Here is a 12,108-nt window from a genome sequence, read left to right on the forward strand (position 1 = left end):
TGTCATGACTAAAATTGTTGAAATCAGTGCGCTGGAAGTGCTCGATTCGCGCGGCAACCCGACCGTTCATGCGACCGTGCGTTTAGAAAGCGGTGCCGTGGGTGAGGCCTGTGCACCAAGCGGTGCCTCAACAGGTTCCCGCGAGGCGCTTGAGCTGCGCGATGGCGACAAATCACGCTACCTTGGCAAAGGCGTTTTGAAAGCCGTTGAGGCCGTGAATGGCAAGATCCGTGATGCGTTGTTGGGAATGGATGCGCGGGACCAGCGTGGCCTAGATAACGCCATGCTGGCGCTGGATGGCACTGAAAACAAAGCCACTCTGGGGGCTAACGCGATTCTGGCGGTTTCCCTGGCAGCGGCCAAAGCGGCAGCCAATGCGAAGGGTGTGCCGCTTTACGCGCACATTGCCGAGCTTTACGGTCAGCCGGGCCAGTACAGCATGCCGGTACCGATGATGAATATTATTAACGGCGGCGAGCACGCGGATAATAATGTCGATATTCAAGAGTTCATGGTGCAGCCGGTGGGTGCCGCTAACTTCCGTGAAGGCCTGCGGATGGGCGCGGAAATTTTCCACGCGCTGAAAAAGGTGCTGTCCGCGAAAGGGCTGTCTACCTCCGTCGGTGACGAAGGCGGCTTTGCGCCTAACTTAGCGTCTAACGCCGACGCGTTGGCGGTGATCAAGCAGGCCGTTGCCGATGCGGGCTACACCCTGGGTAGCGACGTTACTTTGGCACTGGACTGCGCCTCTTCCGAGTTCTACAAGGATGGCCAGTACAGCCTCTCCGGCGAAGGCAAGAGCTACGACGCCGAAGGATTTACGGACTACCTAGCAGGCCTGTGTGCAGATTACCCCATTGTCTCGATTGAAGACGGTATGGATGAGTCTGATTGGGCAGGTTGGAAAGCGCTGACCGATAAGCTGGGCGATAAAGTTCAGCTGGTGGGTGATGATCTGTTCGTGACCAACACCAAAATCCTCAAGCGCGGTATCGATGAGCAGATTGGTAACTCCATTCTGATCAAGTTCAACCAGATTGGCTCGCTGTCTGAAACCCTGGACGCGATCAAAATGGCCCAGGATGCGGGCTTTACAGCGGTCATCTCTCACCGCAGTGGCGAAACCGAAGACACCACCATTGCTGATCTGGCGGTGGGTACCTGTGCGGGTCAAATCAAGACCGGCTCGCTGTGCCGCTCTGACCGTGTCGCGAAGTACAACCGCCTGCTGGTGATTGAAGCTGAGCTTGGCAACGTTAGCTACCCCGGTTTGAAAGCGATTAAAGGTCAGTAAGCGGAGAAAATAGCCTCCGCGTGTAAGAGATCTCTCAAAAATTTGTAAGAGATCTCTTACAAATGCCGACGACATTCGCTCGGAACCATGTAAGAAAAAGCGAAATTTTTCACTAATCTTAATTTAAGTGGTTGATATTAAATATTTTAGTGAAGAGGAGGCGAGCCGCTTGGGTTCGCCTTTTGCGTTTTGGGTCAGCTTGAGAACTCACGCTGTTCTGCCACAATGCATGCAGGACAAGGGGAGGCAAGGATGCTTCAGGCAGGATGCAACGGGATGCAGGTAGGTGCGCCGGGTGACACAGTGATGTGAGCCCTGGCAAGGACGTCACCTGAGGAGGTTGACACAGGGAGTGGTCAGAGGAAGTGCTTGGAGCGGGCGGCCTACGGGCCGCCTTTTTTTATGCCTGCCATTTGCCGAATGGTCAGTATCCTATCTGCCAGCCAACAAAAAACCAGCGCGAACGCTGGTTTTTTGTTGGCTGGCGATCTGCAGCGATTAACGCTCCAGCTTTTCCAGCTTGCCGGTTTTGCCGTCCCACTCTTCGGCATCGGGCAGCGGGTCTTTCTTCTCAGCGATATTGGGCCACACATCGGCCAGCTCAGCATTAATCTCAATAAACTGCTCCTGTCCATCGGGCAGCTCATCTTCGGAGAATATCGCCTCAGCCGGGCACTCTGGCTCACACAGCGCGCAATCGATGCACTCGTCTGGGTGAATGACCAGGAAGTTGGGGCCTTCGTAGAAACAGTCGACCGGGCACACTTCCACACAGTCGGTGTATTTGCATTGGATGCAGTTCTCGGTAACGACAAACGTCATCTTGCTATCCCTCTTGCGAGACCGAGAAGACTCTCGGTCGTGGTCAATCGTGAATGGTTATAAATCAGCGGTTTTTTATAAGATAAAAAAGTATGGGCGACATTCTAGTGGTGCCCTTACCCGGCGGCAAGCGCTCGCGCTTATCTGTTGATGCGATTACCGCCGCTTTTTATATCCATTGTCTATTTATACCCATTGTCTATAGCAGCTCGCGCCACTGATACAGCAACGCCAGCGCTTCACGGGGCGACAAATCGTCAATATCGGCTTTATCGAGCGCTTCTACCACCGGATGGGGGCCGCTTGCGAACAGGTCATTTTGCTGCGGTGCGTCCATGCGGGGGGAGGGGCGCTGCTGCTCGTCCACATCCCGCTGCTCTAGCATCATCAGTTTTTCACGCGCGCGGCGAATAACATGGTTAGGCACCCCCGCCAGTTGGGCTACCTGCAAGCCGTAACTCTGGCTGGCGGGGCCCGCTTCGATGCGGTGCATAAACACAATGCCGTCGCCGTGCTCTGTCGCTGTCAGGTGAATATTGGCGACGCCCTCCGCCTGCTCGGGCAGCGCGGTCATTTCAAAATAGTGAGTCGCAAATAGCGTCAGTGCCTTGGCACTGGCCAAGTGCTCGGCGCTTGCCCAGGCCAAGGAGAGCCCGTCGAAGGTGCTGGTGCCACGGCCAATTTCATCCATTAACACCAGGCTGTGTTCAGTGGCATTGTGCAGAATATTGGCAGTTTCGGTCATTTCCACCATAAAGGTCGAACGCCCACCCGCCAGATCATCAGAGGAGCCAATACGAGTAAAGATCCGGTCGACCGGGCCGATTTCGGCGGCATCGGCGGGGACAAAGCTGCCGCTATGGGCCAGCAGCGCAATCAGCGCAGTTTGGCGCATATAGGTCGATTTACCGCCCATGTTAGGGCCGGTAATAATCAGCATGTGCTGCTCGGGTGTTAGTAGCACATCGTTGGGTACAAACGGCTTGTCGCTGACCTGCTCCACGACCGGGTGGCGGCCTGCGGTAATCGTGATGCCGGTGGCGTCCACCAACTGCGGGCGCACCCAGTTGAGGGCGTCGGCACGCTCGGCGAAGGCGCACAGTACATCCAGCTCGGCCAGCGCTCTCGAAGTGGCTTGCAGCGTATGCAGTTGAGCATTGAGCTCGGCCAGCAGCTGGTCGTAGAGCCATTTTTCCCGGGTGAGGGCGCGAGACTTAGCGGAAAGCGCCTTGTCCTCGAACTCTTTTAGTTCAGGGATGATAAAGCGTTCGGCATTTTTCAGCGTTTGGCGGCGAATGTAGTCAGCGGGGGCATGCTGGGCCTGACTGCGTGGCAGTTCAATAAAGTAGCCGTGCACTCGGTTGTAGCCCACTTTCAGGTTGGCAAGCCCCGTGCGCTCGCGTTCGCGCAGTTCCAACTGAACCAGGTAGTCACCAGCGTTCTCGGCCATGCCACGATGTTCATCCAACTCTTCATCAAAGCCGTTGGCGATGACGCCGCCATCACGAATGACCACGGGTGGGTTTTCCACCAGGGCGCGTGTCAGGGTGTCGGCTAGTTCTGGATAGGGGCGAATGTGCGGCTTCAGGCTATCCAGTGCGCTGCCGCTATCAATATCGGCCAGCAGTGTTTCCAGCGCAGGCAGCGTAGTTAACGCGTCCCGCAGGCGTGCTAAATCTCGTGGGCGCGCGCTGTAGAGCGCGACTCGGGCAAGTATGCGCTCCACGTCGCCCACATCGCTCAACGTATCTCGCAGGCTCATATAAGCCGCATCAATAGAGAGCAGGGCAACGCCTGCCTGGCGGCCCTCGACAATCTCACGTTGGCGCAGCGGGCGATTCAGCCAGCGCTTTAAAAGCCGCGACCCCATGGCCGTGGTGCAGGTATCCAGTACGCTGGCCAGGGTGTTGTCGCTGGTGCCCCCCAGGTTGATGTCGATTTCCAGGTTACGGCGGCTGGCGGCGTCGATCACCACGGCATCGTCGCGGTTTTCCACGCTGATGGCAGTCACGTGGGGCAGGCGCGAGCGCTGGGTGTCGCGAGCGTAGTCAATCAGTACGCCTGCCGCTATCAGCGCGCTAGAGAGGTGCGCGCAGCCAAAGCCACGCAGGTCGCTGACTTCAAACTGGTCGCATAGGCTGCGGGTGGCGCTGTCTAAATCAAACAGCCACTCGCCCTGGCGGCGCAGGCTGCGTTTTTGTGACCACGCATCAGGTAGCGTGAGGCTCTCGGGCACCAGCAGCTCGGCAGGGGAGAGGCGGGTGAGTTCCGCCAGCATTTCCGCTTCGCTCTCTACCTCCAGCACATTAAAACGTCCGCTAGAGAGCTCTAGCCAGGCAAGCCCCCAGCCCGCTTTATCGGGGGCAACGGCCACCAAGACGTTGTCTCGGCGGGCGTCCAGTAGCGCCTCATCGTGCAGCGTGCCTGGCGTGACAATGCGCACCACTTGGCGCTCTACCGGGCCTTTACTGGTCGCCGGGTCGCCGATTTGCTCGCAAATGGCGACCGACTCGCCGCCTGCTACTAAGCGAGCCAAATAGCCTTCCGCGCTGTGGTAGGGCACGCCCGCCATTGGGATGGGCTTGCCGCCTGACTGTCCGCGCTGAGTAAGCGTGATATCCAGCAGCGCCGCGGCGCGTTTGGCGTCGTCGAAAAACAGCTCGTAAAAATCCCCCATGCGGTAAAACAGCAGTACTTCGGGGTGGTCGCGCTTAATGTTTAGGTATTGCGCCATCATTGGCGTATGGGCGGGGCTGGCCTGTGACATGGGCGTCCTGATTGAGCGTGGCGCAAGCATTGGCTTACGGCATGTTCGTTGGGCAATTTCGTTGAGAAAGCTAAACGCAGTATTCTACGCTACCCTAAGGTCTTACATGAAGGAGTCACCATGGCCCCCAGCGTTTCAAGCCTCAAGAATCTCGATTTATCGCTGCTTGCTCAGCGGCTGGGTCGGCAATGCCTTCAGCTTGGCGTCGAGGTCACCACCGCAGAATCCTGCACGGGTGGTGGGATTGCCAGTGCCATTACGTCGGTGGCCGGTAGTTCTGCCTATTTTACGGCGGGCTATGTCACCTACTCCAATGCCGCTAAAACCCGCCTGCTGGGCGTAGAGCCTGCCCTGCTTGATGCCCATGGGGCTGTCAGCGAGCAAGTGGTTAACGCCATGGTGGCGGGTGCCCGCCAGGAGAGTGGCGCGGACGTTGCTGTCGCGGTGAGCGGTGTCGCCGGGCCAGACGGCGGCAGCGATGAAAAGCCGGTAGGCACTGTATGGATTGCCTGGGGCTCCTCTGAGCAGCAGCAGGCCGAGTGCTTCCACTTCCCTGGCGACCGCCAAGCCGTGCGTGAACAGGCCGTGCGTGAGGCGCTGGCAGGATTAGTGGCTCGTCTGAGTGCCCAGGCGCAAAAGAAATAATCGTTAAAGTTGCCGCTGAGGATTTGTTTAGCCGCTAATCTTTGGCATACTACTGGCTAATTATACAGCTTGTTATGAGGAATCTCTGCATGGCTCAGGAAGACAACCGCACAAAAGCGCTTAATGCTGCACTCAGCCAGATTGATCGCCAGTTTGGTAAAGGGACCGTTATGCGCCTTGGCGATGCGCCCCGCGTCGTCATGCCGTCTGTCTCCACCGGTTCACTGGGGCTGGATATCGCCCTCGGCATTGGTGGTCTGCCGTTTGGTCGTGTCGTCGAAATCTTTGGCCCAGAGTCGTCAGGTAAAACTACCTTGACCCTCTCGGTGATTGCGCAAGCGCAAAAGCAGGGCAAGGTGTGTGCGTTTGTTGATGCCGAGCACGCGCTGGACCCCAGCTATGCTGAGAAGCTAGGCGTGAACCTGGATGACCTGCTGGTTTCCCAGCCGGATACCGGTGAGCAAGCGCTGGAAATTACCGACATGCTGGTGCGCTCCGGTGGTGTGGATGTGATTATCATCGACTCCGTTGCTGCTTTGACGCCGCGTGCAGAAATCGAAGGCGAAATGGGGGATTCCCACGTGGGCCTGCAGGCACGCTTGATGTCCCAGGCGCTGCGTAAAATCACTGGTAACATCAAAAACGCCAACTGCTTAGTGGTTTTCATCAACCAGATTCGTATGAAGATCGGTGTGATGTTCGGTAGCCCCGAAACCACTACCGGCGGTAATGCGCTGAAGTTTTACGCTAGCGTGCGTCTGGATATTCGCCGCACGGGCTCCGTGAAGTCAGGCGATGAAGTCACCGGTAACGAAACGCGCGTTAAAGTCGTCAAAAACAAGGTGGCACCGCCGTTCCGTCAGGCGGAGTTCCAGATCCTTTACGGCAAAGGTATTTACCATGCGGGCGAAGTGATCGACCTGGGCGTTCAGTGCAGCCTGGTGGATAAAGCGGGCGCTTGGTACAGCTACAAAGGCAGCAAAATTGGTCAGGGTAAAGCCAATGCAGCCCAGTACCTGGAAGAGCACCCTGAGATCATGAACGAGATCGAAACCCAGATTCGTGAGCAGCTGCTGGCCAAAGCTGAGCCGAAAAAAGAAGAAGCCCCTGCTGCCGATGTGGCCGCTGATGGCGATGATGATCTGCTCTAAGTTATATCTATTGAGGCCTGAGCCAAGAGGAGGGTGCAATGTTCTCCTCTAATGCAGACGCCTCACCACGAGAAGTGGCGATACAACTGCTGGCTCGGCGCGAGTATTCTCGCGCCGAGCTTGCGCGTAAGCTGCAGCAAAAATCGTTTGAAGCCGATGACATTGACGCCTGCTTGGATGCCTTGGCAGAGCAGTCGCTGCAGTCGGATACGCGATTTGCTGAAAGTTTTGTGCGCTCGCGGATTGCGCGGGGGCAGGGCGTGATTCGTATTAAAGGCGAGTTGCGCCAACGGGGCGTGGATCAGGAAACGCTCTCAGAGGCGTTGGCCGCCGTTGAAGAGCGTGAGGCCATCGACTGGTTTGAACTTGCCAAAGAAACGCTGGCAAGGCGCTATGACTCCCCAGGCGAGACACCGAAAGAGCGCGCCAAGCGCGAGCGTTTTTTAGCAACACGCGGCTTCAATTTCGAGCAAATTCGCTACGCGCTCTCCTGCTTGTAGTTCCCTCTGGGCGTTTTACGCTCCTCCTCAATAGTGGTTTCTACTGAGACGTGTCGCCCTATGGTGATGCCCACTTCTCCTTGGTTTGCGCAGTCTGTTTGGGTTCTGCCACTAACTGCGGCTTTAGTCGTTTGACAACTGCGTTATAATGGATCCTTTGCGACCCCAGCGGGTGGCGGCGACAGCGCCCTGGGGCATCACGCTTTCTTGTTACGGATACCCTATGAAAAGCGCAGAGATCAGACAGGCTTTTTTAACGTTTTTTGAAGAGCACGGCCACACCACGGTGCCGTCCAGCTCGCTAGTGCCGGGTAATGACCCGACGCTACTGTTCACCAACGCCGGTATGGTGCCCTTTAAAGATGTGTTCTTGGGCCGTGACCCGCGCCCCTATGTACGCGCCACCTCTTCCCAGCGCTGCGTCCGTGCGGGGGGTAAGCACAACGACTTAGATAACGTTGGCTACACCGCTCGCCACCACACCTTCTTCGAAATGCTGGGTAACTTCAGCTTTGGCGACTATTTCAAGCGTGACGCTATCCGCTTCGCCTGGACCTTCCTGACTGAAACCCTGGGCTTACCTAAAGAGAAACTGTGGGTCACGGTGCATATCAGCGACGATGAAGCCGAACGCATCTGGAAAGATGAGATTGGCATCGACCCGGAGCGCTTCTCCAAGCTGGATGAAGATAACTTCTGGCAGATGGGCGACACCGGCCCCTGCGGCCCCAGTTCTGAGATCTTCTTCGATCACGGCCCGGAAGTGTGGGGTGGCCCGCCCGGAAGCCCGGAAGAGGATGGCGACCGCTACATCGAAATCTGGAACCTCGTTTTCATGCAGTTCGAGCGCGATGCCCAAGGCACCCTCAACCCGCTGCCAAAGCCCTCTATCGATACCGGTATGGGCTTAGAGCGCGTGGCGGCGGTGATGCAGGGCGTGCACTCCAACTACGAAATTGATCTGTTCCAGAATCTGCTCAAAGCGGCAGCAGAAGCCACGGGTCACAGCGATACTTCCACACCGTCGCTGCGCGTCATCGCCGACCACATTCGCTCTTGCGCCTTCTTAATTGCCGACGGCGTACTGCCCTCCAATGAAGGCCGCGGCTACGTGCTGCGCCGGATTATTCGTCGCGCCATTCGTCACGGCCACAAGCTGGGCGCGTCTGAGCCGTTCTTCCACAAGCTGGTTAGCGCGCTGGACGCCGAGATGGGCGATGCCTACCCCGAACTGCGCGATGCCAGCGACCAGATCGCCCGCGTGCTGCTAAAAGAAGAAGAGCAGTTTGCGCGCACGCTGGATCACGGTATGGGTCTGCTGAATGCGGCGCTTGAAGAGCTTCAGGGCGACGTGCTGCCCGGTGAAACCGTGTTCAAGCTCTACGATACCTACGGTTTCCCGTTCGATTTAACCGCCGATGTTTGTCGTGAGCGTGAAGTGCGCTTGGATGAGGCAGGTTTCCAGCGTGAGCTAGAAGCGCAGCGCGAGCGCGCCCGTGCGGCCAGCCAGTTTGGTGCTGACTACACGGCCTCGATTGATCTAGAGGGCGAGACCCAGTTTACCGGCTATGAGCTGCTTGCTGATCAAGCCACCGTTACCGCGCTGGTGGACGGTGAAGGCAATGCCTTAACAGCCCTGGAAGCAGGCCAAAAAGGCACTGTGGTATTGGATCGCACCCCGTTCTACGGTGAGTCCGGCGGTCAGGTGGGCGACACCGGTTACCTGCACGTCGATGGCGGCCGTTTCCAGGTCACCGATACCCAGAAGCAGAGCGGCCACCACCTTCACCAGGGTGTGATGGTGGAAGGCGTGCTGAACGTGGGTGCTAACGTGCGCGGTGAGGTAGATGCCAGCCTGCGCGGCGCGACCATTCGTAACCACTCCGCAACTCACCTGTTGCATAAAGCGCTGCGTATGGTGCTGGGTGACCACGTGCAGCAGAAAGGCTCGCTGGTTAACGCCGAGCGTTTGCGTTTCGACTTTAGCCACTTTGAGCCGATGACCGCCGAGCAGATTGCTGAAGTAGAGCGTATCGTCAACGAGCAGATCCTCGCGAACGCGCCGACCAAGACTGAGCAAATGAGTTTGGCCGACGCTAAAGCCAAAGGGGCCGCCGCGCTGTTTGAAGCGAAATACGCGGATAATGTGCGCGTACTGACCATTGGTGCCGATGACTTCTCTATCGAGCTTTGTGGCGGTACGCATGTTAACCGCAGTGGCGACATTGGCTGCTGCCACGTGGTGAGCGAAGTAGGTATTGCCTCGGGTGTGCGTCGTATTGAAGCCATCACCGGCGAAAACGCGCTGGCGTATTTCCGTGAGCAAGAAGCTCGCGTGCAGCGGATTGGCGAACGCTTAAAAACCAAGCCCGAGCAGGTGGAAGCACGTGTTGAATCGCTTGTGGAGCGTAACCGCAGCCTGGAAAAAGAGTTAGAGCAGCTCAAAGCCAAACTCGCCAGCGCGGCAGGCAGCGATATGCTTAGCCAAGTGCAGGAAGTGGGCGGCGTAAAACTGCTGGTGACGGAGTTAGAAGGCGTCTCTGGTAAAGACCTGCGCGGCGTGTTGGATCAGCTGAAAAACAAACTCGGCTCCGGGGTTATTATGCTGGGCACCTCTGATAAAGCTGCTGGCAAGGTCAGCTTGATTGCGGGTGTTACTGCCGATTTAACCAGCCGTGTGAAAGCGGGCGAGCTGGTCAACCATGTGGCCTCCCAAGTGGGCGGTAAAGGAGGCGGTCGCCCGGATATGGCGCAAGCAGGCGGCAGCCAGCCAGAGGCCCTGCCGGGTGCGTTGAACAGCGTACCGGCTTGGTTGGAAAACACGCTTCGCTAAATAGAGAGGCCGGTGGCATTATTTGCTACCGGCCTTTTTGCTAGTTAGGAAAGTTAGCAATAATAATATTCACCCTCCATTCCCGAACGTAAAGGAAAAACGGCATATGGCACTATACGTACAGAAGTTCGGCGGCACCTCGGTGGGCTCTGTCGACCGTATCAAGGCCGTGGCGGAAAAAGTTAAAGGCTTTCGCGACCAGGGTCATCAGGTAGTGGTAGTGGTCTCCGCCATGAGTGGCGAGACCAACCGCCTGACCGATATGGCCAACGCCCTTAACGAAGATCCAGCCCCCCGTGAAATGGATATGCTGCTCTCAACAGGGGAGCAGGTGACAATTTCCCTACTGGCCATGGCGCTGCAGCAAATCGGCGTATCGGCAACCTCTCACACCGGTGCTCAGGTAGGGATTCATACCGACAGTGCTTACACCAAAGCACGTATCCAGCGCATTGAAACCGATGACCTCAAAGCGGATCTCGATGCAGGTAAAGTGGTGGTTGTCGCCGGTTTCCAAGGGGTTGATGAAAACGGCAACATCACCACGCTGGGTCGTGGCGGCTCCGACACCACGGGTGTGGCGCTGGCGGCCGCTCTGGGTGCCGATGAGTGCCAAATCTATACCGATGTCGACGGTGTTTACACCACCGACCCACGGGTATGTTCCAAAGCACAGCGCCTTGAAAGCATCACTGTAGAGGAAATGCTCGAGCTTGCGAGCTTGGGCTCTAAAGTGCTGCAAATTCGCGCTGTTGAATTCGCCGGTAAGTACAACGTGCCGCTGCGGGTACTGTCGAGTTTTGAAGACGGCCCAGGCACCCTGATTGTTGCAGACTCAGACCAAGACGAGGATTCTATGGAAGAACCGCTAATCTCCGGTATCGCCTTTACCAAAAACGAAGCCAAATTGACGCTGCTGCACACACCCGATGTGCCTGGCGTTGCGTCGCGTATTTTGGGCCCCATTGCGGATGCCAATATTGAAGTCGATATGATCGTCCAGAATGTGGCTCCGGCTGGCGACTACACCGATTTTACCTTTACCGTCGCGAAAGGTGACTACAAAGCCACCAAAAAGCTGTTAGAAGAGACAGTTATTCCTGACCTAGGTGGCGGCGAGCTGCGCGGCGACGACAACATTGCCAAAGTGTCTCTGGTCGGCGTAGGTATGCGCTCTCACGCGGGCGTTGCCTCTAAAATGTTCCGCGTATTGGCCGATGAAAACGTCAATATCCGTATGGTCTCTACCTCAGAAATCAAAATTTCTGTCGTGATTGACGAGAAACATATGGAACTTGCCGTCAACGCCTTACACAAAGCATTTGGTCTCGATAAGTCTGATATCGAATCTGAATAACAATTGTGTCCTAAACCTTCTACGCTGAAGGTACTCGCTGCCGTGTGGTGGTGAGCTTTCTTTCAACGGGAGGTTAAGGTGTCATAGGGGCCAAAGCCTTTGGTGGCAGGGGTCACCATGCCGCATAATGGCATGGTGACGCCACTGGCGGACACATCCCGTTGTATAAAACGTCTGAGAAGGAGATCAGCCATGCTCATCCTAACCCGCCGCGTTGGCGAAACACTGATGATCGGTGATGAAATCACCGTCACAGTGTTAGGTGTGAAAGGTAATCAAGTACGCATTGGTGTGAACGCACCTAAAGATGTCGCGGTTCACCGCGAAGAGATCTACCAGCGTATTCAGCGTGAACGTAATAGCGAAAGCGAAGCAGAATAAATGGCCGCCTGTGTCACGCTCATTAGAGGGCGTTTAAGCGGTAATATCAGGCCGGTGCGAAAAAAAATCGGGTTAGGGCTGGACACCAGTCATCAGAATCGGTAATATTCGCGCCGTGCCGTTGAGGAGAGGTGGCCGAGTGGCTGAAGGCGCTCCCCTGCTAAGGGAGTATAGGGTTTATAGCCCTATCGAGGGTTCGAATCCCTCTCTCTCCGCCAATTGCACCATGTAGCACCAATGCTTAAGTGGTAAGAACGCTTAAAAGCATCGCAATTTGAAATGCGCCCGTAGCTCAGCTGGATAGAGTACCTGACTACGAATCAGGGGGTCGGAGGTTCGAATCCTCCCGGGCGCGCCA

Annotated in this window: 9 protein-coding genes and 2 tRNA genes; 9 read left to right on the forward strand and 2 right to left on the reverse strand. The window is 56.7% G+C overall.

Features of this window, described 5'->3' with window-relative positions; all coding sequences use genetic code 11:
* Positions 1 to 4 precede the first annotated feature (4 nt).
* The gene (eno, locus tag R0J87_RS02260; RefSeq protein WP_498884096.1) at positions 5 to 1,294 is read left to right on the forward strand and encodes a phosphopyruvate hydratase; all 1,290 of its coding nucleotides are present in this window, start codon (positions 5 to 7) and stop codon (positions 1,292 to 1,294) included.
* A gap of 498 nt (positions 1,295 to 1,792) precedes the next feature.
* Here eno and fdxA read toward each other — a convergent pair whose 3' ends face one another.
* Positions 1,793 to 2,116, reverse strand: coding sequence for a ferredoxin FdxA (fdxA, locus tag R0J87_RS02265; RefSeq protein WP_009722190.1), 324 nt, complete (start codon positions 2,114 to 2,116; stop codon positions 1,793 to 1,795).
* A gap of 199 nt (positions 2,117 to 2,315) precedes the next feature.
* Positions 2,316 to 4,883 (reverse strand): DNA mismatch repair protein MutS, encoded by a 2,568-nt coding sequence (gene mutS, locus R0J87_RS02270; RefSeq protein WP_404344872.1) that lies wholly within the window; start codon positions 4,881 to 4,883, stop codon positions 2,316 to 2,318.
* A gap of 120 nt (positions 4,884 to 5,003) precedes the next feature.
* Here mutS and R0J87_RS02275 point away from each other — a divergent pair, with 120 nt between their 5' ends.
* The 8 genes from R0J87_RS02275 (at position 5,004) to R0J87_RS02310 (ending at position 12,108) form a co-directional block, all read left to right on the forward strand.
* Positions 5,004 to 5,528 carry a CinA family protein gene (locus tag R0J87_RS02275; protein WP_498884100.1) on the forward strand — a complete coding sequence of 175 codons (525 nt, stop codon included), beginning with the start codon at positions 5,004 to 5,006 and terminating at the stop codon, positions 5,526 to 5,528.
* Positions 5,529 to 5,617: 89 nt separating this feature from the next.
* The gene (gene recA / locus R0J87_RS02280; protein ID WP_188637728.1) at positions 5,618 to 6,679 is read left to right on the forward strand and encodes a recombinase RecA; all 1,062 of its coding nucleotides are present in this window, start codon (positions 5,618 to 5,620) and stop codon (positions 6,677 to 6,679) included.
* 38 nt (positions 6,680 to 6,717) lie between these two features.
* Positions 6,718 to 7,179, forward strand: coding sequence for a regulatory protein RecX (locus R0J87_RS02285; protein ID WP_498884102.1), 462 nt, complete (start codon positions 6,718 to 6,720; stop codon positions 7,177 to 7,179).
* Between the two features lie 223 nt (positions 7,180 to 7,402).
* Complete coding sequence (gene alaS, locus R0J87_RS02290) at positions 7,403 to 10,012, forward strand: alanine--tRNA ligase (RefSeq protein ID WP_498884104.1); 2,610 nt, start codon at positions 7,403 to 7,405, stop codon at positions 10,010 to 10,012.
* Positions 10,013 to 10,118: 106 nt separating this feature from the next.
* Positions 10,119 to 11,369: an aspartate kinase gene (locus R0J87_RS02295; protein ID WP_188637731.1), complete on the forward strand. Its 1,251-nt coding sequence runs from the start codon at positions 10,119 to 10,121 to the stop codon at positions 11,367 to 11,369.
* Between the two features lie 192 nt (positions 11,370 to 11,561).
* A complete protein-coding gene (gene csrA, locus R0J87_RS02300; RefSeq protein WP_039180068.1) occupies positions 11,562 to 11,750 on the forward strand; it encodes a carbon storage regulator CsrA in 189 nt (62 codons plus the stop codon).
* A gap of 125 nt (positions 11,751 to 11,875) precedes the next feature.
* Positions 11,876 to 11,968: transfer RNA gene (locus R0J87_RS02305), tRNA-Ser, on the forward strand.
* A 63-nt stretch (positions 11,969 to 12,031) separates the two neighbouring features.
* Positions 12,032 to 12,108 (forward strand) — tRNA-Arg (locus R0J87_RS02310).

This window comes from Halomonas sp. SIMBA_159 (assembly GCF_046536035.1).
GTDB classification, from domain to species: Bacteria; Pseudomonadota; Gammaproteobacteria; order Pseudomonadales; family Halomonadaceae; genus Vreelandella; species Vreelandella venusta_A.